This window comes from Pseudomonas mendocina (assembly GCA_037482215.1).
Taxonomy (GTDB): Bacteria; Pseudomonadota; Gammaproteobacteria; order Pseudomonadales; family Pseudomonadaceae; genus Aquipseudomonas; species Aquipseudomonas mendocina_E.
Genome location: CP148074.1, coordinates 825385 through 849518 on the forward strand (window position 1 = coordinate 825385; position 24134 = coordinate 849518).

Here is a 24134-nt window from a genome sequence, read left to right on the forward strand (position 1 = left end):
GGAGGGAATAGTTGGAAAAGCTGGGTTTCAGCCCACCAGGAAGCGTCGTGCACCCGGTTTCAGCATTGGGTACTTGGCCTGCAGGTAGGGCTTGTCCTTGAGCAACTGAGCGACATCGAGACCGATACTGTCTTTGGCCTTGCGCCAGCTGACATAGCCACCGGAGAACTCCGCCCGGCTCGCGTCACCCATGGCCTGCTGCAGCATTTGCTTGAGTTCGGCCTCGCGCTTCTCCTTGTCGGCAATCGACTGACGCACTGCCTTCAGTTCAATGAAGGCTGCGGCCAGCCCCGCATGGCCACTAAAGTCGACGACCTGGCCGTTGTCCTCCGGATAGAGGCAGCGCAGCGCCAACTCAGCGGAAGCAGTGCCATCAGCCGGTGGCGGTGTATCGGTCTCCACGTACTGCCAGAACTTTCGCTCCAGCTCGATCAGCCGAGCGATCATCTGCTCATCCCGCTCGATGCGGTGGATCTCCAGTGTCTGACCGCCCAGCAGCACCGCCACATCTGCCGCATGCTTGCCGGTGACGGCGAGCTGGTGCATCACCTGCAGCTGCACATACTCAGGCACGCCTTCTTTCCAGAGGCGTGCCCCGTTTATGCCGGCTGTCTTGCATTCGAGGATCTGCACATCGTCGGCCCCGATCACCTCGCGGTCGATGTTGGCCAGCATCCAGGGCAACTCCGGATCAGGATGCTGCAGCACGGCGTTGATGCGCCGTACCTTGTTCTTAGTGCGCTTGCTGTAGTGCCAGGCCACGATGGGCTCCAGCACGTTGCCCCAGTACATCGGGCTTTCCTCATCCTGAGGATCAGCCTTGGGCATGCCAGCATCGCGCCCGGTCTTTTCCAGCCACAGCTCCAGCTGCGACTTATAGGGGTTCAGACCGACCGCCGCCGCAGCGTCCGAACTGCCGATGCCTTGCTTGCGGATCTGCAGCCAGTCCTCGCGTGGCAGCTCCTTGGTGCTGACCAGGCGCAGAGCCGGACGGGCTTTGCTGGTGCTGCGATTCAATGAAGTGGCTTTCATAGTGTTCACCTTGCAGAAATAGAAACGCCCGACCTGCAACGAAGCGGGTCGGGCGTTATGGGGTGGGTAAAAGGTCAAGCGACCAATTGCAGGGCGGTATCCAAGGCGCGTTGCTTGATCTGGGCACCCTGGCCGAACCAGGCAGAGTCGAGACGGTATTCCGTGCTGCGTGCCCGGCGCTCGTGATCGACGTACTCGGTCACGGCATTGAGCAAGCCCCAGGCGGTGCCGCGTGCCGAGTCCAGCTGGCTGCCGCGACCACGGCCTTCGTACAGCTCCTGCACTTTGCGCAGAGCGCGCTCGTTCGGCAGCTGTTCAGGAAGCGGACTGGTCGGGCTGGTCTCACACATCACGTTCATAAAGAAGCCCAGCGCCTCATGCCACTGCACCTTGCGTTCAGCCAGGTGGCGCATGCGGTACATAAACTCATCCCATTGCGAGACGGCGATACCGAGCTGCTTCTTCACCAGGTCACCATCGAAGCGGGTGCTGTGCGGCACCTTGATCGCACGGCTGGTGCCGTCCAGGGCGATGGTGAGGGTGTTATTGCAGACCACGCGAATGGTGGTGGGCGTTGCCGTGGTGGCCAGAGTGCCGTCGCAGGAAGTGGCCAACAGCAGGTAGCCATTCACCTGGTCGTTACCTTTGATTGCTGCACCCTGGCCGGTCCGCGCCAGCGCCCAGAACTTGCGCCCGCCCTTGAGTACGCCAGCAGTTTCCAGCTCGTAGCCGGAGACCTCGGTCAGGTCACGATAAAATTCGAGCACTTCCTGAGGCTGCACGGTGTGATAACGCTGCGAGACCACCGAAAGCGGTGCCTTGGTGTCCGAACGGTAGAGCACCTTCTGCTCGGGGAAAGAATGGATCGCGCCCAGATGGCCGATAGCGTCCGACTTGAAATGCACAGGGCTTTCCAGGATCTGCCAGTCCATACCGGCTTCGCGTTGCCAGACTTCGATGGGCTGTTTCTGTGGCAGGTTGTTGCCCAGGCCGTGCCACGGAGTAGCGCCAACGTAGGCCATTTGTTCGATTTGATGAGCCATGACGAATTTCCTTTGGGTGCGGGCCGGCATAAAGCGCCACGCAGAGCGCAGCACCGGCAATCAGTGATGTATAAGTAAGAGGGGAACGGTGGCCGGATCAGGCCGGCAGGTTGAAGCGATGACCGCAGAGCAGGCAGAGGTTGTGGGCCAGTACATGGCGATCGAGCGATTCGCCGAGCTGAGCGCCAATCGCACAGCCGCCGACGCCTCCGGCCAGCCCGCCGAGAATGGCGCCGGATACCGAGCCGAGGGTGATGCCGACAGGGCCGGCGATTAGGCCTAGCGCTGCACCGGCCTTGCCTCCTGCCAGGGCGGCGCTTACGCCGCGTGCGAGGCCACCGACGGCACCGATGGCCGCGCCCGCTTTCATGGCGTGATGGAAAGAAGCGACTTTGGGGGAGTGACAGCGAGGGCATTGCAACGACATGAGGTAAACCTTCTTGATGGTGATGTCATTGCTGTTATGTAGGGTTGAGATTTTTTTGAATCGAATGGCAGCTTTGCAGCTGCGAAACCAAGGGGGCAACAGGCTACAGTCGGCCAACAGCAGTCATCCGGCTTATACAAAATTATGGGCGATTCAGGTGGCAGGCCTGAGGCAGTGAAAAATTGGATCGTAGCTACCAGAGCTATACTTCAGCGATGCGTGAACGAAATCGAATCAAATACCAATCGCTAACGGAGCGTGCTGAGTAACTTAAATATCGCGCCAGCTTATTAGGTGATCGGCCTTGGGTAGTGCTTGCTCACTATGGCCCAGAAGCAGCACTGTGCGGCCCTGTAACCACGCGTCAATGCGCGGTTTGATGCGTTCGCGTGTGGCCAGATCAAGCCCGGAGTAGGGCTCGTCGAGTATCACCAACGGCGCGTTACGTAGCAGCACACGGGCCAGCGCTAAGCGCCGACCTTCACCGCCCGAGAGTTGTTTGCCGGTTTCGCCTACCCAGGTATTCAGGCCGTTAGCCGTGCCTTCAACCGTGTCGGCGAGGTCGACCATCTCCAGTGCCCACCACATTCGGTCATCACTTGCATCGGGCTGGCCGAGCAGCAGGTTGTCGGCGATGCTACCGTGTAGCAGTTCGGTCTCTTGGGTCAGGTAAGCTACTTTGCTGCGCCAAGCGTCGAGATCAAGCGCCGTTAACGCTATATCAGCTACGCACACCTCGCCGCTGTCGGGGTCGATCAAGCGTGCGGCCAGTGCAGCTAAGGTTGATTTTCCGCAACCGGATGGTCCAATTACCGCTAGGCGCTTACCCGCCGCTATGTTCAATTTCAGTTGGCTAATACCGGCATACGCCACGTTTACCGCCTTCCAGCTCAGGACCATGACCGCAGGTACCGGTAGCGGCGCTATAGCGCGGGGCAAGCGTCCAACAATCGCCACCTGTTGGTTCAGCCGTGCTGCGGCAGCGGTGGTTGCGCCCCACTGGGCGAAGGCGGCGGGTAACACGCTAAAGGCTTCGTTAAGCCCCATCAGCGCCAAGGCGATCATCACCATCAGCGGTCCGCTGAGCAGCCCTTGCTGGTAGGCAAATACGCCAGCGAACAGGCCGAGCAGACTGGCCCCTAAGACACCGAATAACCCTAGTGTTTGAAACAGCACCACACGGCCTTGCAGGCTTAGTTGCTCAGTCAATAACTGTTGGCTGCGGCTAAGTAGAGCTTGTTGATGCATGGCCAGACTACCGGCAGCAGACAACTCAGCTAAGCCCTGCAGTTGCTCGATGCACTGCACGCGCAAGCCATCCAACTGCTCGACGCGGTTAGCACTCAGGCGCAGACCGGCGGTGGCCATGCCGGCGGTTACCAGTAGCAACAGCGCCAGCAGCACTAACAGCAGCGTTAGCGCCAGCATCGGATGAAAAAGCGCGACCAGCCCGCACACCAGCACAATCGCCAGTAAAGCCACAGCTGGTGGGGCCAGCAGGCGCAGGTAGAGCGTATCCAGCGCATCAATATCGGCGGTCAAGCGGTTGAGCCACTGCGCTGCGCGCAGCCGACCCAAGGTGGCACCGTCCAATTTCGCCAAGGCGCTAAAATGGCGAACGCGCAGATCGGCCAGCAAGCCAAGCACGGTGTTGTGGTTAAACACCCGCTCGGCATAGCGCGCTACCGTGCGCGACAGGGCAAAAAAACGGATGCCGCTGCCCGGCACATAAATATCAAAAAAAACTTTTTGCCCCGCGGCCCAAAGCAATGCAGTGACGCCGGTGGCGGTAATAAACCATCCCGACAAGGCCAGCAAGCCGATAGCGCTTAGTACGGTCAGCAGCATTAGCAGGGCGCCTGCTAACAGGCGCCCGCGCCAATGGCGCATGTCGCGCAGCCAGGGCAATAACTCAGTCATCGGCCAACGTTCCGTTGTTCAAGCGTACAACGCGATCAGCCATGTGCATCAGGGCCGGGTGGTGGGTGGCGATGACCACTGTGCGGCCGGCTGCTGCCAGCGCCTGTAAGGCTTTGACCACGTCAGCTTCGCTCTCTTCATCCAGGCTCGCGGTGGGTTCATCTAGCAGCACCAAGGCGGCGTCGTTCAGCCACACCCGCGCTAACGCCAAGCGCTGCGCTTGGCCGCCTGAAAGCCCGCGACCGCTTTCGTCCAGCAGGCTATCGAGGCCCTGTGGTTGAGCGGCCAACAGTTTACTCAAGCCCACAGCCGCCAGTGCCCGCTGCAAGGCGGCCGCGTCTGCATGGGGCGCGGTGAGGCGCAGGTTATCGGCCCAACTGCCCTTAATCAGAAACGGCCGCTGGCCCATCCACGCCAGTGGTTGCTCACCCGGCGGGCGGCCGAACAGGCTGATATGACCGGCATCTGGCTGGATAAAACCGGCTAGGCAATGCAGCAGACTCGACTTGCCTGACCCAGAGGGGCCGACCAGAGCCACCACCTCACCGGCCTTAATGCTCAGGTTTACGTCACGCAGGATTAAGCCGCGACCGACATAACCAAGCTGCAGGTTCTGCACGGTGATGCCGTTGGCGTCGCCGCCTGGCTGTTGCGCGGTTAGTTCCGGGATGGTGCTACCCAGTGCCTCCAGTTCCGCCAATGCATCAGCTGCTGCCAACGCCGCTGCGCGGTCGTGATAATGCTGGGCCAAGCTGCGCAGCGGCTGGAAGAACTCCGGTGCCAGCAGCAGGATAAACAAGCCGCTAAAGAGGGTCAGCGACGGCGATGGGCCGTAGCTGATGTAGCCGAGCAAGCCAAAGCCGATGTACATGGCCACCACCGCAATGGCCACCGAGGCAAAGAACTCCAGCACCGCCGACGAGAGAAACGCCACCCTCAGCGTCTCCATCGTTACCTTACGGTACGCCTGAGTAGCTTCTTCGATACGACTGACTGAGCGCTCAACCTGACCGAATAATTGCAAGCTGGTGAGGTTGCGCACCCGGTCGAGAAACTGTCCGGCCATGCGCCCGGCCTGCAGCACATGGCGCTGGCTAATGCGTTCGGCGTGCATGCCGACCAGGGCCATAAATAACGGAATAAGCGGTGCGGCCAGCAAGAGAAACAGCGCCGCAAGCCAATCCAGCCAGAACACCAGCGCCACCAGCATCAACGGCACCAGCGCCGCCAGCCATTGCTGCGGCAGGTAACGGGCGTAATAGCCATCGAGGGCGTCGACTTGCTCGACCCATTGGTTGGTGAGGCTTGCACTGGGCAGCGCTGCCAAACGCACCGGCCCGAGCCGGGCCCACAAGGCGCTCAATTCCCCCCGCACCTGTTGGCGAACCTTGGCGCTAGCCAGTTGGCCTAGTCGCTCCTGCACGGCAGCCGCTAGCACACGCAGCAACACCGCCAACAGCAACGCAGCCATCGTTGGCCACAGGCTATGCGCCGGGGCCGCGTCGATCAGCAAGGCGTGCACCAGCCAGGCCATCAATCCCATTTGCGCCGCAATCGCCACACCGCCCAGCATGCCGGCCGCCACCGCGCCATGCAGCAACGGGCGAACGGCATGCTGCTGGCGGGTCAGCCAGTGGCGGCTGCGCTGGCTGCGGGTTTTATCAGTGATAGCCGACACCTGCTTTTACCTTGCCGCGGAACACCCAGTAGGTCCACGCGGTATAGGTCAGCACGATAGGGATGACGAACAACAGACCCAGCAGCAGAAATAATTGCGACTCGGGTGCCGATGCAGCGTCCCAGATAGTGTGATTAGGCGGGATAATGTATGGCCATTTGGTCATCAACAACCCCAAATAGGTGAAGATAAATAGGCCCATGGTTGCCATAAACGGCATGGCTTCACGACGCTTGAGCAGGCTGCGGAAAATCTGTAGCGCGCACAAGCCGGCCAATACAGGGAAGGCCCAGATCAGGCTAATTGAGGTGAACCAGCGAGCATAGGCGTTCGGGTCTACCGATGGCGTCCAGACGCTGATGGCGACAAACACCACCAATACCGCCGCTAATAGCTTCGGTGCCAGCGTGAAGGCCCAGTCCTGAATGTAGCCTTCGGATTTCATGATCAACCAGGTGCAGCCGAGCAAGGCGTAACCGGCCAGCAGGCCGATGCCGGTGAGCACGGTGAACGGCGTTAACCAATCCAGCGCACCGCCCACATACACCAGCCCCTCGGTATTGAAGCCCTGAATGTAGGCACCCACTACCGCACCTTGGGCGAACGAAGCAATGATCGAACCGCCGGCAAAGGCCCAGTTCCACAGGTAGCGCGAGGTGTTTGCCTTGAAGCGAAACTCAAACGCCACGCCACGGAAGATCAAACCCGCCAGCAGCAAAAACACACCGATGTACATGGCCGGCAGCAACACCGAGTACACCAGCGGAAAGGCCGCTAACAGGCCCGCGCCGCCTAGCACCAGCCAGGTTTCGTTACCGTCCCAGACCGGTGCCACCGAGTTCATCATCACATCGCGGGCCTGCTCGTCCGGGGCGAAGGGGAAGAGAATCCCCACGCCCAGGTCAAAACCGTCCATCAACACATACATGATGATGCCGAAGGCAATGATCCCTGCCCAAATGAGTGTAAGGTCAAAAGGCACCATTTCAATTGTCCCCCTGTTCTAGACGTACATGGGTGGCCGACAGCGGACGTGCTGGGCGTTCCACTTCGTGGGTTTCTTCGGCACTTAAGTCTTCTTCGAGTCCGTCCTGCAACACGCGGAATAGGTAATACAGCCCGGCACTGAAGACCACGGCATAGACCAGTATGTAACCAATCAGAGTGAACAACGCCATGCCGCCAGTGAGTGAAGGCGTTAACCCTTGCGCGTGTGTCATCACTCCGTAGATCAGCCAGGGCGCACGCCCGGCCTCAGTTACAACCCAGCCGGCGAGCACAGCCAGAAAAGGAGTAACACTCATCCAGCGCATGCCATTGAGAAACCAAGGGGTTTGCCAGTAACGACCGCCACGGCGCAGTACGAACCCTGTCAAACCGAAGGCAATCATTAGCAACCCAATACCCACCATCACTCGGAACGCCCAGAACACAACAAACACAGGCGGTTGCTCGGCATAGGGCACTTCGGAAATACCAGGCAGCTCACCTTCCCAGTCATGAGTCAATATAAGACTGGCTAGTTTGGGAATGGCAATCTCAAAGTGGTTCGTTTGCGCCTCTTGATCCGGCCAGGCAAACAGCAGCAGCGGCACGCCAGAAGCGCGCTCCCAGTTACCCTCCATGGCTGCCACTTTGGTCGGCTGATGTTGCAGCGTGTTCAAACCATGGTAATCACCTACAACCGCTTGGGTAGGGGCGATAACCAGGATCATCCACAGGCTGACCGACAGGGCTTTGCGGTTCACCTCCACCTCGCGCTTGCGCAGTAAATACCAGGCGCTAACGCCCGCCACCACAAAGGCACCGGTGAGGAACGAGGCAAGGCCCATGTGCATAAAACGGTAGATAAACGAGGGACTGAAGAGCGCCTGCGACCAGGACACGACATGGATCATGCCATCACGCAGCTCGGTGCCAACCGGCGTTTGCATCCAGCTGTTGGCCGAGAGAATCCAGAACGAGGAGATAAAGGTGCCCAACGCCACCATGCAGGCAGCCAGCAGGTGTACGCCTGGCGGTACTTTATCGCGGCCAAACAGCAACACACCGAGGAACGCCGCTTCAAGGAAGAATGCAGTGATCACTTCATAACTCAGCACTGGGCCGAGGAAGTTAGACGCCGCATATGAGAAGTTGCTCCAGTTGGTACCGAACTGGAAGGCCATGACGATGCCCGACACTACCCCCATGCCGAATACCACGGCAAAAACCTGCGTCCAGAACTTCGACAGCCTTACCCAAACGGGATCACCCGTTCGAAAGGCCATGGTTTCCAAAAAGGCGATGAATGAGGCCAGGCCGATGGTGAACACCGGGAAGATGGCGTGGAAGCAAACCACAAAGGCAAATTGCAGTCGCGAGAGGAAGAGCGGGTCTAATTCCATCTGAGTCGATCCTGTGTTTGGAACTGACTGAAAACCGATTAAGCAGTCGCCTTTTTCGGCCATTTCAGTCTAACTCATAACACCCCTGGGGGTATGTGGGCGAAATGCTGCACTCCCTTGCGCAGCACACTTTCTGCCACCGTCAGGTAATCACTTCATGCAGATGAAAAGCGTATCTGTTTGTCAGTGAGTCTTCAGCTATCCCGTCTTCAGGCCAGTAATTTTGTGTGTTTAGTCATTGGCATGAACACGACATGGTTTTTCTGCATGCAATGGCGCGTCCCTTTAGTAAGCGAACGGGCATTACACCTTGCCGACGGATACCCAGCTGTGCGGCAGCAGCTCGGCCAGAGCGCTGGCCTTCTGCGTCGGCAGTCGCGTTAGCACATCCTTGAGATAGGCATACGGATCATGCCCATTCATCCGCGCCGACTGGATCAGGCTCATGATTGCCGCCGCCCGTTTGCCGCTGCGTAGCGACCCGGCAAACAGCCAATTGGAGCGACCTAGAGCCCACGGGCGGATCTGGTTCTCGACTTGGTTGTTGTCGATGGGCACAGCGCCATCGTCCAGGTAGCGCGTCAGCGCTACCCAGCGTTTGAGGCTGTAATCCAAAGCTTTCGCCGTGGCTGAGCCGTTGGGCACAAGATCACGCTGGGCCAGCATCCAGTCATGTAGTGCGTCGAGGAGCGGTGAAGCCTTTTCCTGCCGTATTCGCCAGCGTTCTTCATTGCTCATGTCGCGCACTTGGCGTTCGACTTCGTACAGCCCAGCGATAGAGTGCAGCGCCTGTTCGGCCAGTTGGCTTTTGTTCGCCGCGTGCAGATCGAAGAACTTGCGGCGGGCGTGAGCCATGCAACCGATTTCGGTGATGCCTTGCTCGAAGCTGGCCTTGTAGCCAGCGAAGTCGTCGCAGACCAGCTTGCCATTCCACTGGCCAAGAAAATTGCGCGCATGCTCGCCGGCACGGCTGGGGCTGAAGTCGTAGACCACGGCCTTCAGATCGGCGAAGGGCGTGGTGCTGTAGGCCCAGACGTAGGCACGGTGGGTCTTCTTCTCGCCGGGCGCGAGCATCGAAACCGGGGTTTCGTCGGCATGGATCACGCGCTGGGCAAGCACCGCTTCGCGCAGCGCATCGACTAGGGGCTGGAGCTGCACGCCGGTTTGCCCGACCCACTGTGCCAGTGTCGAACGAGCGATGGCCAGGCCGGCACGGCCAAAGATCTTCTCCTGCCGGTACAGCGGTAGGTGGTCGGCGAACTTGGCCACCATCACGTGAGCCAGCAGGCCGGCGGTAGGGATCCCCTTGTTGATCACCTGGGCCGGCACGGGCGCCTGGATCAGCGTTTCGCATTGGCGGCAGGCCCATTTCCCACGCACGTGCTGTTCGACGGTGAACACGCCCGGCGTGTAGTCGAGCTTTTCGCTGACGTCTTCGCCGACGCGCTGAAGCTGGCAACCGCAGGCGCACTGGGTGTTCTCCGGCTCGTGACGGATCACGGTGCGCGGAAATTGCGGTGGCAGCGGTGTGCGCTTGGGTTGTTGGCGTGGTTCGGCTGGGGTAACCGGAGGATTGACGGCTTTCAGCTCGGCCTCGATGGCGGCGATGTCGGTGTCGAGCAGGTCATCAAGCAGGCTGCCCTGATCAGGGCTTAGCTGCTCGCTGCGCTTGGCGAACTTGTGCCGTTTGAACCATGCGATTTCGTGGGTGAGCTGCTCGATGACTGTTTGATCGCGGTGGATCTTTTTGCCCATCGCATCGACTTGCGTGAGCAACTGCGCGGCCAGTGCGCGCAGCTGGTCAGGTGTCAGTTGGTCGAGATTGGGCGAGGAAGTCATGCCGCTGATTGTGCCAGAGCAGGCGGTCAGCGGAGATAAACCGTTGGGCTAATGGCAGGTGCTACAGCACTGTGATCGCGCCGGCTGCGCCGACTCGCTGCCAGGGCAACCCCAGTACCAAAGCCTGAAGTTGCTCGGTGTCGAGTTCGACTTCCGAGCCGTGCCGGATGCCTGGCCAATGAAACTTGCCCTGGTGCAAGCGCCGCGCGGCGAGCCAGATACCCACGCCGTCATGCACCAGAACTTTCATGCGGTTGGCGCGGCGATTGGCGAACAGATAGGCGCAGTGCGGCTTCGCCGCACCGAACACCGCCACCACGCGGGCCAACGCGGTTTCAGTACCCGCACGCATATCCATCGGCTCGGTGGCGAGCCAGATACTATCCACGCGGATCACTGGGCGAGCCCACGGACAAAGCGGGCGCAACCTTCAGGATCGGAGGCTGGCCATTTCACCGTGACCTATTGCGCGCCCAGCGGTAGCTCGATAATCACCGCTGCTTCAGCTGGTCGTTTGGGCGTAACCCTCGCAGGAACGAACGCCGGCAACGCCGCTGGCAGTTGATCCCGATAAAGCGGTAGCCACTTGCGAATGACGTTGGCGTTGATGCCATGGCGTATGGCCACGCTGGAGACGGTCGCACCAGGTTGCAGGCACTCCTGAACAACCTGGGCCTTGAACGGTTTGGGGTAAGAGCTTCGTTGGCGCATGGAAATCCCGGCGATAAGGGCTATCGCGTCCGCTTAAAAATACGCGGACACCATCGCCCTTAATGCGGGATTGCGGAAGGTGACTTGGCTGGACGCTTACTCCCTTTAGTTGATTCTGAGTAGTCACCTTGGCTAAGTCGTAGCTATACTCCCACGGGTATGTGGAAAGCTATTTCTCTGGAGACGTTATGCGATTGATCACTGCAGTTCTTATAGGTTCGTTGAGCATGGCTGCTTACGCTGAGGATTTTCAGGCTTTAAAGGCAGAGGGCGCAGCGCTAATACCACCTTTCGGGCAGCATTTGATGTCTACCGTAAAGTCTGCGATGGAGTCCGGCGGGCCTGTAAAGGCCGTAGAGGCTTGCCAGTTATTGGCTCCAGAGATTGCTGGGCAGCACAGCAAGCAACCTTGGAAGGTTGGACGTACCTCATTGAAGGTACGTAACCCGGCCAATACTGCAGATGCCTGGGAAAAACAGGTCCTCGAGCAATTTGCCGAGCGTGCAGCTGCAGGTGAACCGGTGACTGAGCTCAGTCATGCCGAGGTTGTTGGCGGCGAGTTCCGCATGATGAAAGCCATTGCCACTGGTGAGCCATGCCTAGCCTGTCATGGCAAAAACATTCAGCCGTCTCTTGCCGCGGTGATTGATGTACGCTACCCAGAGGATGAGGCTCGTGGATTCGCTTTGGGTGAATTGCGAGGTGCTTTTACTTTGCGGCGTACTTTAGAAGTTGGAAATGATTGAATTAACGCAGTTAGAACATCGTGACTCTCTGTTAAAGCGTCTGGCCCGCGTCGAGGGCCAGGTGCGTGGCATTCAAGCCATGATCAAGCGCGGCGATGAATGCGAGTCTATTGCTCAGCAGTTCAGCGCCGCCCGTAAGGCGCTGGATAAGGCTTATCAGGAGATGCTGATCTGCTTGGCCGAAGAGGCCATCCTCACCCCTGACCACAGTAACCAAGACAAGCTGGCGCAAGTCAGGGCCATCTTCACCAAGTACACCTAACGGCTGCGTACGCCAAAAATTGGCGCAGCCGTCGTAGCGCCTCACTCTTCGGCCGAGAGCCCAAGGGGCAAGCCTTGAGGGTCAGTGAAGTGTTTGGCGATTTCTTGCAATGCTGTGGCCAGCAACTCTTCCACCACAGGGTGGTAGAACGGCATTTGCAGCAGGCTTTGCGCCGTTTCACCGCGCTGTATGGCCCACGCTAGTTGATGCGCCAAGTGTTCGCCGTCGATACTGAGAAGCGAGGCGCCGAGTAGTAAACCGCTGGTGCTATCGGCGTAAATATTCAGCAGGCTGCGTTCACCGCCCAAGATGCGCAAACGGCCATTCGCTTCGCCCGACGCACTGCCAACGATAATCCGGCTGGGTTCTAGCTCGCTCAAGCGTTTACCAATGGTCGCGACATCAGGTTTAGCGAAGGCGATGGACAGCGAAGTTTTTTGCCGGAAGCGTGTGGGAGTGGTCCGCGCTGCGTTATAGCCGGCTATCGCACCTTCGTCAGCCGCTTCATGCATCAAAGCGCGCTGCCCGTTAGCGTCACCGGCAATGTACACCGGCCAATCGTCCAGCCGCAGAGTGGCCGGGTCAAACAGCGGCTCGCCACGTTCTTGCAGGGTAAAACCTGCAGCCTGCAGATTCAGCTCATCGGTGTTCGCGCGCCGGCCGGTTGCCACCAATAGCAGGTCAATAGTTACGCAGCGCTCACCTGAACGCAGCACCAGCCCATGCTCTGCACGTTCAACGCTGGCGGGTTGGCCGAGCCAGATTGGCATCTCTTGCGAGAAAACCTCGACTGCACGGGCGGCCACCTGTGGGTCGTCAATACCTGCCAGGCTTGAACCGCCAGCCGCTGTGACTTCAATGCCGAGCCGGCTGAGCGCCAGACCCATTTCCAGCCCCAGCGCGCCCAAACCCAACACCCCGATGCGTGCCGGCAATTCTGCCATCTCAAACAGCGTGTCCGTGGTGACAATCCGGTCTGCAAACGGAGCCAGCCAGTCGGGGATAAACGGGCGCGAGCCGGTGGCGATAATCACCGCGCCTGCGCGGATGACGTGCGTACCTTCAGCGCTTTCAACTTCCAGCAAGGTGGGTTCAAGAAAGCGTGCGCGCCCCTCGATCAGCTGTTTACCCGCCGCGGCGCGGGCTTTGTTAGCGGCGTTGTTAGAGAAGAAATCACGCTGCTCACGCAGAGCTGCCCAAGTTATGGCGTTATCAAGCTGCAGCGCCTCGCTATTCGCCACACCGATGGCCGGCATGGCCAAACGTGACTGCCATAGATCGGCTGCATGCAGCGCCAACTTGGAGGGCATGCAACCCACTCTGGCGCAGGTGGTGCCGAGCGGGCCGTGGTCGATAAGGACAAAACTTCGCCCGGCGCGGCGTACCTCACGCAGTGCATAAAGCCCGGCTGTACCGGCACCAATAATGGCAACGTCGACGGTGATTTCTGTACGCATGACCGGAGAATCCTTTTCGACTTGAGATGCAGAAAACCGCTGTATATGCGAAGGCATATGCAGCGGTTTGACGGGCAGTAAAGCCCTTTTGCTAAGCGTTACAGCGTTTTAGTGGAGAAGTACCAATCCACTGTTTCGTAGCCTTCAGCGGCGCGTTTCTCGGCAGCTTCTGCAGTTTTTGGCGGCGGTACGATAACCGGCTGGCCCGGACGCCAGTTTTCCGGAGTTGCCACGCTGTTGTCGTCGGCTGTTTGCATGGCTTGTAGCAGACGCACGAACTCATCAATGCTGCGGCCGTTGCTCATTGGGTAGTACACCATCGCGCGCAGAATACCGTTTGGGTCGATAAAAAAGGTCGCCCGTACCGCTTGGGTATCCGCCGCGCCCGGGTGAACCATGCCGTAGGCACTGGCCACCTTCATGGAGATATCTTCAATGATCGGGAAGGGGATTTCGACGTCGAACTTCTCTTTGATGTTGCGCATCCAGGCCAAGTGCGAAAACAGGCTGTCGATGGACAGACCCAGAAGCTCGCAATTCATTTCAGCGAACGTTGGCGCAGCTTTAGCAAAGCCAATAAATTCAGTGGTGCACACCGGCGTGAAGTCTGCCGGGTGGGAGAACAGAATTAACCACTTGCCACGGTAGTCTTCCAGCGAACGATCACCAGACGTGGTGCGAGCGGTGAACGGAGGTGCTGGCTCGTTGAGGCGAGGGAAGCTCATCTGCGGGCTATTTTCCATGGTGCATTTCCTTTTGATGAATACGATTAGGTGCAGCGGTCGTATTTGGGCGATGTGGCCGGATGAAAAAGGTAGCGACGTCAGTGGTCATCAACATAGTCCTCCTGCAGTCACCCAATATACCCCTGGGGGTATATTGGGCTAGCGTAGCAAATTCTTCTAGTGATTAAACCGAAGCGTTTCTATCGATGGCATAGGCACAAGCAATACGGCGTTAAAACTCGGTGTATGGCCGGGTACATGAGCCGCTAAGCCAGAGGTGACTAACCCTGGGCTGGCAAGCGGTTAAGGGCGATACATCTTGGAGGGGTTCATTTTTGCGCTCCATGGCAGCCCGACGTTTTGCCAGCCGCTTTGCAGGCGCATGCCGGCTTGCGGGCCCTCTTTGAGCGCCGAGCCTTGGAAGCCATCAACCACGTAGCGGGCATTGGGGAAGCCGTTAGCGCGAAGAAAATCTGCACTTGGCTTACCGCGCTCACTGCCGGAACGGCACATGGTAATAATTTCACTTTGGGCAGTTAGGCCGTGCTTGGCCAACGCCGCTTTTACCTCGGCAATAAAATTGGGGTTCTGTGCGATTGAGTAAGTGCCGCGTGTTTCATCCCACGCGCTGCGGTCAACCAGCAGATAGGGGATGTTGGTGTGCACGTCATCGGTAAAGCCGACAAACATGATCTCGACTGGGTCACGCACATCGATAAACAGCAGTTGCGTTACGTCTTGCTGCAGGCGCTTGTGCACCTCTTGTGCATTGGCGGAAAGATCCACCGCGTGGGCGGCGAAGGTCAGCAGGCTGAGGCAAATAGCAGTCAGTAGGCGTTGCATGAGTGCTCCTTTGGCCAATGGCCTTAATCGAATGCAGGAAGGTGCGGTGTGTCGATAGCCTTATCGGCAGCGCTCCACGCCTCAAAGCCACCTTGAATTGACAGCACGTGCAGGTAGCCCATCTCTTTTAATGAGCACGCGGCTAACGCCGCGCGGCCGCTGTTTTTGCAATAGAGCACCAGCTTCTGGTCGCGTTGCGCCAGCTCAGGTTCATTGCTCAGTTTGAATTCCAGCAAGCCGCGGGGGATGTTGATGGCACCGGGGATGTGCCCGGCGTGAAATTCATCGGCTTCGCGCACATCGATCACTACATCAGCCGCCTTGATAGCAGCGTCAGCCTCCTGCAGGTCAATTTCATGGATGCGCTTTTTAGCGGCGGCTACCAAGTCATGGGCAGTTTTCATCAGAATGTCCTTATGCATGGGGTTGGGTGTCGGCGCGCAGATTGCTCGGCAGTAAGGTCTGCTGGGTAAGCTGCGGCGCTAAAGCTTTTAGGGCCTCGAACTGGCTGATAAACACCTGGCCACCAAAGTGCTGGAGAAAGCTTGAGCGGCGCAGCTGATCCATCACCGGGCCTTTAACTTCGGACAGGTGCAGCTGAATGTTGGCGGTTTTTAGGCGTTCAACAACGGCTTCCAGCGAATCAAGGGCGCTGGCATCAATCAGGTTGACGCCCGAACACATCAGCACCAAATGGCGAACTTGAGGTCGATTGGCTATCAGTTCGCCAATCCGATCCTCGAGGTAGCGGGCGTTGGGGAAGTACAGGCTTTCATCGACCCGCAGCGACAGCACGTTGGGCGACTCAATAACCGCAAAACGCTCGATATTGCGAAAATGCTCGCTGCCCGGTACTTGGCCGACAACCGCCATGTGCGGCTGGCTGGTGCGCCAAAGAAACAGCAACAGTGAGAGCCCCACGCCGATCAGGATGCCAGCCTCAACACCGATCAACAGCACACCGATAATCGTCGCCAACTGCGCGACGCCGTCAGGGCGCGAATATCGCCAGGTGCGGCTCAGCGAACCAAGGTCAACCAAACTCAGCACCGCGACAATAATCGTCGCGGCCAATACGGCTTGCGGCAGGTTATGCAGCAGCGGGGTCAGCAGCATGACGCTGAGGCCGATACCGGCGGCGGTGAACACTCCGGCCATGGGAGTTTGCGCGCCGGCGTCATAGTTGACCACCGAACGAGAAAAACCACCGGTAACAGGAAAGCCACCACTAAAGGCTGCACTCAGATTGGCTGTCCCCAAGCCGAGCAACTCATTGTCGGGCTCGATACGTTGGCGCCGTTTTGCTGCGAGCGTTTGGCCTACCGACACCGACTCAACAAAACCTACCAAGCTGATCAACAGCGCTGCGGGCAGCAGTTGCATGGCTAAAGCGATATCCAGTGTGGGCAACATAAGCCCTGGTAAGCCCTGTGGGATGACCCCGACCACTTTCACCCCAGCGTGCTCCAGTTGCAGCAGTGACACCGCGGTAATGGCGGCAATAATCGCCATCACCGGCCCGGCCTTGGCTAAGTTGCCGGCCATTTGCACAGACAGCCCCATCCGTTGCAGAACAGGTTTTAGGCGCGCCCGCGCCCACCACAGCCATACCAGGCTGAACACACCGATCAGCACGGTTTGCCAGTGCGCACTCGGCAGCCCTAACCACAGCTGCGGGATTACCTGCCGCAGGCTCTCACCCGAGGCGCTGATGCCCAGCAGGTGCTTAAGCTGACCCACAGCGATAAGAATGCCGGAGGCACTGATAAAACCAGACACGACAGGGTGACTGAGGAAATTCGCTAAAAAGCCCAGCCGCAACATCGCCATGCTGCTGAGCAGCAACCCAGACAAAAGCGCCAGCAGCATCGCCGCGCCGATATAGGCTTCGCTGCCCGCAGGGAACAGTGGCGCGAGCGCTGCGGCAGTCATCAGCGACACCACCGCCACTGGGCCTACGGCCAAGGTGCGGCTGGAGCCAAAAACGGCATAAGCCAACAGCGGCAAAATGCTCGCATACAGGCCCGTCACCGGCGGCAAACCGGCGAGCATGGCGTAGGCCAGGCTCTGCGGGATCAGCATCAGCGTTACGATCAGTGCGGCCAGGCCGTCTTGGGCCGCGCTGCTGCGGTCATAACAGCGCCCCCACTCGAGGCAGGGCAGCCAGTGGCTCAGTTTCATTTGGCCTGATCCTTTCCAAAATCACAGGCCGCTGCTGCTTGAACGGCAGCGGGTTCATGCTGCAAACGTTTGGGTGCGGCCAGCCATTCACGGCCGTGTAGCATCATGTCGAAGTAGATGCTGGGCATCAGCTTAACTTTCAGCTCCCAAGCCAAGCGGCGCGGTATGGCGGGGTCTAACGGGAAGGTAGGCAGCAGTTTGCCGCCGTAGCCAAACTCCGCCAGTAGCACTTTGCCACGCTCAACCGTCAGCGGGCATGAGCCGTAACCGTCGTACAGCGCGCGTGGCCCTTTTCCGGCGAGAACAGAGATCACGTTTTCCGCGACCACCGGCGCTTGCTTGCGCACCGCGGCAGCGGTTTTGGCGTTGGGTGATGCACAAACGTCACCCAAGCTGAAGATATTGCCGAAGCGCGGATGGCGCAGGGTTTCTGCGTCTGCCTCAACCCAGCCCTCGGCATTAACCAAAGAGCTTTGGCGAATAAACTCAGGCGCGCGTTGGGACGGCACGGCGTGCAGTATGTCAAAGGATTTTTCGATGGTTTGGCTGTTGCCTGCCGTATCCACCTGGTTAAACCATGCTTTGCGCGCCGGGCCGTCCACTGCCGTTAGGGTGGTGTTGAAGTGAAGCTGGGCGTTGTAGCGCTCGATGTATTTCATCAGCGGCGGAACGAAGGTCGGCACGCCGAATAACACCGCACCAGCGGTGCAAAACTCGACGTCAATGTCAGGCAGTACCCCTTGTTTTTGCCACCAGTCACACGACAGGTATAGCGCCTTCTGCGGCGCACCGGCGCACTTGATCGGCATTGGAGGCTGGGTAAACAGCGCGTTGCCTTTGCGTAAATTTTGCACCAGTTGCCAGGTGTAGGGCGCCAGCTCAAATTGATAATTGGAGGTGACGCCGTTCTGCCCCAGCGTCTCTTTGAGGCCTTCGACGGCATCCCAGTGCAGGCTTAAACCGGGGCAGACGATCAGGGCGCGGTAGCCAATCCGGTTGCCGTCTTCAAGCACCGCACATTGCTGCTCGGGCTCAAAGCCGGCCACTGCGGCGCAAATCCATTGCGCACCTCGGGGAATGCAACGGGCCATCGGCCGTTCGGTGTGGGCTCGGTCAAAAATACCAGCGCCAACTAGCGTCCAGCCAGGTTGGTAGTAGTGATGTTCACTTGGATCGACTACGGCGATTCGCAAGTGCGGGTCTCGCCGTAGCAGGCTGGCCGTCACCGCGCAACCGGCGGCGCCACCGCCAACCACCACCACGTCATAGCGCTGGGTAGGCGGCGTGCTGCGTTGCGCTGTGGCGAGGGGGGCATTCTGCCAACGCTGCTCTAAGCGCGGCGCCAGGCCGCTGAGGTCATAGCCGTTGTTCTGCGCCGTTTTAAGCAGCGCGTGCGGGTCTAAGTGGCGCGCTTCACTCAATGCCCACAGCGTTGTGGAGCGTGTGCCGGTGCGACAGAACGCCAGCACCGGGCCGCGCACGTGGCCGAGCAGCTCAGTAAAAGCCGCCACCTGTTCATCGCTGATCTGCCCCGCCGTCACTGGCAGGAAGAAGTATTCAAGGCCACTCGCCAGCGCTGCCGTTTGAATTTCGGCTGAGCTGGGTTGGTCTTCACCTTCGCCGTCGGGGCGGTTATTTATCACGCTGCGAAACCCTGCCGCGGCGAGTGTGCCCATGTCTGCTGGTTGCAACTGCCCAGCGACGGCGATAAACGGGCTGAGGTGTTTTAGTGCATCCATGGTCAGCACCTCAGAGCACGTCGAGGGGGATTTTCAAGTAGCGAGTGCCATTGTCTTCGGCGGGTGGCAGTTGCCCCGCGCGCATGTTTATTTGCACCGCCGGGAGAATCAGCGTGGGCATGCTCAGCGTCGCATCACGGCTGCTACGCATGGCGACAAAGCTGGCTTCATCAATGCCCTCATGCACATGCACGTTGTGCGCGCGCTCTTCGGCAACGGTCGTTTGGTTGCGGAAATCATCGCGCCCCGGTGCCTTGTAGTCGTGGCACATAAACAGACGAGTGCTACCCGGCAAGGTGAACAGCTTGCGAATTGATTGGAACAAGGTGCGCGCATCGCCACCGGGGAAGTCGCACCGCGCCGTACCGTAATCCGGCATAAACAGCGTATCACCCACAAAGCCGGCATCGCCGATCAGGTAGGTCATACAGGCCGGCGTGTGCCCCGGGGTGTGCATGGCTTGGGCAGCGATGTTGCCTATTTGAAAGGTATCGCCATCTTTAAACAGGTGGTCGAACTGGCGACCATCGGTGGCGAACTCGGTGCCGGCGTTGAACAACTTGCCGAATGTGTCTTGCACTACGGTGATGTTTTCACCAATCGCCAACTGGCCGCCCAGTTCGCGTTGCAGGTAGGGCGCAGCCGAGAGGTGGTCTGCATGCACATGGGTTTCTAGCAGCCAATCCACCTTTAAGTCATGCTCTTTAACGAACGCGATCATCCGATCAGCGCTGGCGAAGGAAGTGCGCCCGGAGGCCGGGTCATAATCCAACACCGAGTCAATAATGGCGCAGCGCTGGCTGCTGGGGTCGATTACTACATAGCTGTAGGTGAACGTGGCGGGGTCAAAAAACGCTTCGACATTGACTTGCATGGCCGTCTCCTCAATATACCCCTAGGGGTATTTATTTGAGATCTAGGCTACATGTTTATTCTGTTCTATGCATAGATCTAAATAGAATAAGAGGTATATGTATTGTGAGTCGCCTCTAGTTTCGTACCTAGTTTTAATGGTCGATTCTGGTGGGTTAGCGACCACTGCTTAGGCTAGCCATGCTTGTTCTCCCGCACGTGGAGAACTTGCCATGAAAATCATTGCTACCTGTAGCCGTCAGCCTTGGTGTGTATTCCAGTGATGCTGACACCCAATTCCAGCGATTGTGACTCAGCCGCGCTGGAAGTTCTGACCCACCCATTCCAGTGATTGTGACCCACCGCGCTGATGATTCTGCCCCGCCCCTAATAGCCACTTCGTTAGGTACTAGCAGGTTGCAACTACCCAATCCCTATGTACGCCTAATGTTTGTGCCAGTGGTGCGCGTCTGGGAGGTGTGGATGCGTGTGGGTTAAGCCCATTGCAGATGCTAGATATTGACGAGCACGTCAGGTTTTGACTTAGTTCTTGTGTGAGTTGCTTCTTGCGGTAAGATAGTAATCAGTTACTATCTTACGAGGAGTGCTCGTGGACACCCATCCAAAGCATCTGCCGGCCGATGAGCGTCGTGCCGTAACTGTCGAGTCCGTCGTGGCGCTTGCCGGTTCACAAAACCCAAGCGAGATAACCACTGCGGCTATCGCTAAACACATGAACTTGACCCAAGGTGCGCTGTTTCGGCACTTCCCGAACAAGGAAGCCATTTGGCAGGCGGTCATGGAGTGGGTAGCAGAGCGTCTATTAGCCAGAATCGATCGATCCGCACAAGGAATCGAGTCGCCCTTGGCAGCTATGGAGGCGATGTTCATGAGTCATATCGAATTCGTTGCTGAGCACCCAGGTGTGCCAAGAATGATGTTTGGTGAGCTTCAACGTGCCGAATCGACACCGGCCAAGCGCATGGTGCAAACCTTGATTCAGCGCTACGGCGAACGTTTGCATCGTCTCATCGAGAAAGGCAAGACCAGCGGCGAGTTGTCTCCCTCGCTTGACAACGAGGCGGCGGCAACGCTGTTCATTGGCACGATCCAGGGCTTGGTCATGCAATCGCTGTTGGCGGGTGATGTGGGCCGTATGCACCGCGATGCGCCGCGCGTCTTTGCAATTTATCGACGTGGCATAAGGAATGCGCAATGAAAAAATTACCCTTGCAAGGCCGCACCCTGGCGCTACTTGCCGTCATCATTCCTTTGCTGGTGCTTTTTATTTATGTCGGTCTGCGATCAGGGCCGCTCGCCCCGGTCGCTGTGACGGTGTCAAGCGTGGAATCACGGGCTATCACACCGGCGCTGTTCGGCATCGGCACGGTGGAGGCGCGCTACACCTACAAGATCGGGCCGACGTTTGCCGGGCGCGTCAAACGCCTGGAGGTGCATGTAGGCGACCAGGTCAAGGCCGGACAGGTGCTCGGCGAGATGGAGCCGGTCGACCTCGATGCTCGGGTGCGCTCACAGGAGTCGGCATTCAAGCGTGCGGAAGCGGCTTTGCGCGAGGCAGAAGCCCGGCAAGCCTACGCGCAAACCCAAGCGCGCCGCTACGAGCAATTGTTAGCGGTGCGCTTTATCAGCGAGGAAATCGTCACCACCAAGCAGCAGGAACTGCAGATCGCCGATGCCGCCCTATCCGCCGCTCGCGAAGATATTGCCCGGGCACGCTCCGACCTCGAAGGACTCGTCGCGCAGCGGAGTAATCTGCGCCTGATCGCGCCGGTCGACGGTGTAGTCGCCGTGCGCGATGCCGATCCCGGCACGACCATCGTCGCGGGCGAGGCCGTGGTGGAAGTAATCGACCCCAAGAGTTTGTGGATCAATGCGCGCTTCGACCAGATCAGCGCATCGGGGCTGGCTGGGGGGCTGCCGGCTCGTATCGTGCTGCGTTCGCGTGGTGGCCAGACCTTGAAAGGTCGCGTGTTGCGGGTGGAACCCAAGGCCGACGCGGTAACCGAGGAAACGCTTGCCAAGGTGACATTCGATAACAAACCAGAACCTTTGCCACCGGTGGGTGAATTGGCCGAAGTCACGGTTGACTTGCCGGCGCTCCCGGCCGCTCCACTGATCCCCAACGCTGCCGTCCAGCGTGAGGGCGACAAAGTTGGTGTCTGGCAAATCGTGGATGATGATCTGCATTTCTCCCCGGTCAAGCTCGGCACTTCCGACCTCAATGGTTACGTGCAGGTGCGCGAAGGGCTCAAGAATGGGGACCAGGTTGTGATCTATAGCGAAAAGGCACTGACGACGCGCAGCCGCATCCATGTTGTCGACCATATCCCAGGAGTGTCACGATGATCAGCCTGGCCGGCCGCGACATTCTCCATGCCTGGGGAAAGTTCGTCTTCACTGGCATCGGTCTGGGTCTGCTGATCGGCGTCACCCTGGTCATGGCCGGGGTGTACCGGGGCATGGTGGACGACGGCAAGGCGCTGCTCGACAACAGTGGCGCCGACCTTTGGGTGGTGCAAAAGGACACTCTGGGTCCTTATGCGGAGTCGTCCAGCCTCAACGATGACGTGTATCGCGCCATCCTCGCCATGCCGGGAGTCGCCCAGGCAGCGAACGTGACCTACCTGACCATGCAGGTACGCAAGGGCGAGAGTGATGTACGCACCATGGTGGTCGGCATCGCGCCCGGCGCGTTGGGGGCTACACCTGGATGGCCTCCTTATCTCGTCGCTGGACGCCAGATCACGCGCGGTCACTACGAGGCAGTGGCCGACATCGCCACCGGCTTCAAACTGGGAGATCGTCTTGCCATTCGCCGTAATCATTACACCGTCGTTGGGCTGACTCGGCGCATGGTGTCTTCCAGCGGCGACCCGATGGTATTCATTCCGCTCAAGGATGCCCAAGAGGCTCAGTTCCTCAAGGATAACGACGCCATTTGGCAAAGCCGGCGTCGCACCGAAGCCAACCCGGCCTTCAATAGACCCGGTGTTCCTGGTTTGCTGGATGCCGTGATTGCTTCACAGAGCACCAACGCGTTCGTCAATGCAGTGCTGGTCACTCTAAAACCTGGTCATGCGCCGGACAGGGTTGCCGAATCCATCCGACGCTGGAAGCGTTTGACGGTCTACACACGGGCACAGATGGAAGACATCCTCGTCGGCAAGTTGATCGCCACGTCGGCCAAACAGATAGGCATGTTCTTGGTGATTCTGGCCATCGTTAGCGCGGCCATCGTCGCTTTCATCATCTACTCGCTGACGATGGACAAAATCCGCGAGATCGCGGTATTGAAGCTCATCGGCACACGCAACCGAACTATCGCCGCGATGATCATGCAGCAGGCGCTCGCCTTGGGGGTGATTGGCTTCGTGGTCGGCAAGATCACCGCCACTTTCTCAGCCCCCCTGTTCCCCAAATATGTGCTGCTCACGCCAATGGATTCCGTGACCGGTTTTTTTGCCGTGCTCGTGATTTGCGTGCTGGCCAGCATCGTCGCCATTCGCATGGCACTCAAGGTCGATCCGGCCGAAGCGATAGGGTGACCCCATGATTGGAAAAGGAATCCGCATCGAAGGCCTAAGCAAACGCTTTGGCAAAGGTGACACGGCTGTCTACGCGTTGAAGGACGTGAATATGCAGGTTGCACCAGGTGAGGTGGTCGGATTGGTCGGCCCTTCCGGCTCGGGCAAGAGCACGCTGCTTAAATGCCTGGGTGCGGTGATCGATCCGAGCGACGGCCGCATGACGCTGGGTAATGAAGTGATATACGACGGCGGTTGGCAAGTTCGTGATCTGCGCGCCTTGCGGCGCGACAAAATTGGTTTTGTCTTCCAATCGCCGTACCTGATTCCGTTTCTCGATGTCACCGACAACGTGGCCCTGCTGCCGATGCTTGCAGGCGTCGCGAATGCAGAGGCGCGAGCGAAGGCATTGGAATTGCTTACGGCGCTTGATGTGCAACACCGAGTTCACGCCATGCCATCGCAACTCTCCGGTGGCGAGCAGCAACGGGTTGCCATCGCGCGCGGATTGGTTAACCGCCCACCGGTGATCCTGGCGGATGAACCCACCGCACCTCTCGACAGCGTGCGTGCCATGGCGGTGATTCGCATCCTCAACGACATGGCTCGGAAGTTCGAGACCGCCATCATCGTCGTCACTCATGACGAAAAAATCATCCCCACTTTCAAACGCATCTACCACATCCGCGACGGAGTGACCCATGAGGAAGCTGGTGAAGGGCGGGAGTTCGAATGAGAGAGCGTTTG

The 24134-nt window shown here is 58.9% G+C and carries 23 protein-coding genes; 6 read left to right on the forward strand and 17 right to left on the reverse strand.

The window, feature by feature from the left end:
* Positions 1 to 27: 27 nt before the first annotated feature.
* The 10 genes from WG219_03710 to WG219_03755 all read right to left on the reverse strand — a co-directional run bounded on the left by WG219_03710 (position 28) and on the right by WG219_03755 (position 11037).
* A complete protein-coding gene (locus WG219_03710) occupies positions 28 to 1032 on the reverse strand; it encodes a YqaJ viral recombinase family protein (protein ID WXL26595.1) in 1005 nt (334 codons plus the stop codon).
* Positions 1033 to 1106: 74 nt separating this feature from the next.
* Positions 1107 to 2075 carry a DUF932 domain-containing protein gene (locus WG219_03715; protein WXL26596.1) on the reverse strand — a complete coding sequence of 323 codons (969 nt, stop codon included), beginning with the start codon at positions 2073 to 2075 and terminating at the stop codon, positions 1107 to 1109.
* 97 nt (positions 2076 to 2172) lie between these two features.
* On the reverse strand, positions 2173 to 2502 hold the full coding sequence (locus WG219_03720; protein WXL26597.1) for a hypothetical protein: 330 nt from the start codon (positions 2500 to 2502) through the stop codon (positions 2173 to 2175).
* 270 nt (positions 2503 to 2772) lie between these two features.
* Positions 2773 to 4422: a thiol reductant ABC exporter subunit CydC gene (gene cydC / locus WG219_03725; protein ID WXL26598.1), complete on the reverse strand. Its 1650-nt coding sequence runs from the start codon at positions 4420 to 4422 to the stop codon at positions 2773 to 2775.
* A complete protein-coding gene (gene cydD / locus WG219_03730; GenBank protein WXL26599.1) occupies positions 4415 to 6100 on the reverse strand; it encodes a thiol reductant ABC exporter subunit CydD in 1686 nt (561 codons plus the stop codon). The genes cydC and cydD overlap by 8 nt, the downstream gene beginning before the upstream one ends.
* Positions 6084 to 7082: a cytochrome d ubiquinol oxidase subunit II gene (gene cydB, locus WG219_03735; GenBank protein ID WXL27931.1), complete on the reverse strand. Its 999-nt coding sequence runs from the start codon at positions 7080 to 7082 to the stop codon at positions 6084 to 6086. Before cydB ends, cydD begins: the two co-directional genes overlap by 17 nt.
* Positions 7083 to 7086: 4 nt before the next feature.
* Positions 7087 to 8487: a cytochrome ubiquinol oxidase subunit I gene (locus tag WG219_03740; protein ID WXL26600.1), complete on the reverse strand. Its 1401-nt coding sequence runs from the start codon at positions 8485 to 8487 to the stop codon at positions 7087 to 7089.
* A 303-nt stretch (positions 8488 to 8790) separates the two neighbouring features.
* Positions 8791 to 10326, reverse strand: a complete 1536-nt coding sequence (locus tag WG219_03745; protein WXL26601.1) for an IS66 family transposase — start codon at positions 10324 to 10326, stop codon at positions 8791 to 8793.
* 61 nt (positions 10327 to 10387) lie between these two features.
* A complete protein-coding gene (tnpB, locus tag WG219_03750) occupies positions 10388 to 10714 on the reverse strand; it encodes an IS66 family insertion sequence element accessory protein TnpB (protein ID WXL26602.1) in 327 nt (108 codons plus the stop codon).
* A 74-nt stretch (positions 10715 to 10788) separates the two neighbouring features.
* A complete protein-coding gene (locus WG219_03755; protein ID WXL26603.1) occupies positions 10789 to 11037 on the reverse strand; it encodes a transposase in 249 nt (82 codons plus the stop codon).
* Between the two features lie 188 nt (positions 11038 to 11225).
* Between WG219_03755 and WG219_03760 the strand changes: the two genes are divergently transcribed.
* Positions 11226 to 11783 (forward strand): DUF3365 domain-containing protein, encoded by a 558-nt coding sequence (locus WG219_03760; protein ID WXL26604.1) that lies wholly within the window; start codon positions 11226 to 11228, stop codon positions 11781 to 11783.
* Entirely contained in the window at positions 11776 to 12045 is a 270-nt protein-coding gene (locus tag WG219_03765; GenBank protein WXL26605.1) for a metal-sensing transcriptional repressor, read from the forward strand. Before WG219_03760 ends, WG219_03765 begins: the two co-directional genes overlap by 8 nt.
* Positions 12046 to 12086: 41 nt before the next feature.
* Here the strand turns inward: WG219_03765 and WG219_03770 are convergent, their stop codons facing one another.
* The 7 genes from WG219_03770 to WG219_03800 all read right to left on the reverse strand — a co-directional run bounded on the left by WG219_03770 (position 12087) and on the right by WG219_03800 (position 19864).
* The gene (locus WG219_03770; protein ID WXL26606.1) at positions 12087 to 13502 is read right to left on the reverse strand and encodes a dihydrolipoyl dehydrogenase; all 1416 of its coding nucleotides are present in this window, start codon (positions 13500 to 13502) and stop codon (positions 12087 to 12089) included.
* A gap of 98 nt (positions 13503 to 13600) precedes the next feature.
* Entirely contained in the window at positions 13601 to 14245 is a 645-nt protein-coding gene (locus tag WG219_03775) for a peroxiredoxin (protein ID WXL26607.1), read from the reverse strand.
* Between the two features lie 285 nt (positions 14246 to 14530).
* A complete protein-coding gene (locus WG219_03780; protein ID WXL26608.1) occupies positions 14531 to 15070 on the reverse strand; it encodes a sulfurtransferase in 540 nt (179 codons plus the stop codon).
* A 23-nt stretch (positions 15071 to 15093) separates the two neighbouring features.
* On the reverse strand, positions 15094 to 15474 hold the full coding sequence (locus WG219_03785; GenBank protein WXL26609.1) for a rhodanese-like domain-containing protein: 381 nt from the start codon (positions 15472 to 15474) through the stop codon (positions 15094 to 15096).
* Between the two features lie 10 nt (positions 15475 to 15484).
* Complete coding sequence (sulP, locus tag WG219_03790; GenBank protein ID WXL26610.1) at positions 15485 to 17251, reverse strand: sulfate permease; 1767 nt, start codon at positions 17249 to 17251, stop codon at positions 15485 to 15487.
* On the reverse strand, positions 17248 to 18990 hold the full coding sequence (locus tag WG219_03795) for a bifunctional protein tyrosine phosphatase family protein/NAD(P)/FAD-dependent oxidoreductase (GenBank protein WXL26611.1): 1743 nt from the start codon (positions 18988 to 18990) through the stop codon (positions 17248 to 17250). Before WG219_03795 ends, sulP begins: the two co-directional genes overlap by 4 nt.
* Positions 18991 to 19000: 10 nt before the next feature.
* On the reverse strand, positions 19001 to 19864 hold the full coding sequence (locus tag WG219_03800) for an MBL fold metallo-hydrolase (GenBank protein WXL26612.1): 864 nt from the start codon (positions 19862 to 19864) through the stop codon (positions 19001 to 19003).
* 588 nt (positions 19865 to 20452) lie between these two features.
* On the opposite strand from WG219_03800, the gene WG219_03805 reads away from it, so the two are divergent.
* The 4 genes from WG219_03805 to WG219_03820 are packed head-to-tail and all read left to right on the forward strand — an operon-like array spanning position 20453 to position 24123.
* Positions 20453 to 21061 carry a TetR/AcrR family transcriptional regulator gene (locus WG219_03805; protein ID WXL26613.1) on the forward strand — a complete coding sequence of 203 codons (609 nt, stop codon included), beginning with the start codon at positions 20453 to 20455 and terminating at the stop codon, positions 21059 to 21061.
* A complete protein-coding gene (locus WG219_03810) occupies positions 21058 to 22209 on the forward strand; it encodes an efflux RND transporter periplasmic adaptor subunit (protein ID WXL26614.1) in 1152 nt (383 codons plus the stop codon). The genes WG219_03805 and WG219_03810 overlap by 4 nt, the downstream gene beginning before the upstream one ends.
* The gene (locus WG219_03815; GenBank protein ID WXL26615.1) at positions 22206 to 23408 is read left to right on the forward strand and encodes an ABC transporter permease; all 1203 of its coding nucleotides are present in this window, start codon (positions 22206 to 22208) and stop codon (positions 23406 to 23408) included. The genes WG219_03810 and WG219_03815 overlap by 4 nt, the downstream gene beginning before the upstream one ends.
* Before the next feature lie 4 nt (positions 23409 to 23412).
* Positions 23413 to 24123, forward strand: a complete 711-nt coding sequence (locus tag WG219_03820; GenBank protein WXL26616.1) for an ABC transporter ATP-binding protein — start codon at positions 23413 to 23415, stop codon at positions 24121 to 24123.
* The last annotated feature ends 11 nt before the right edge of the window (positions 24124 to 24134 follow it).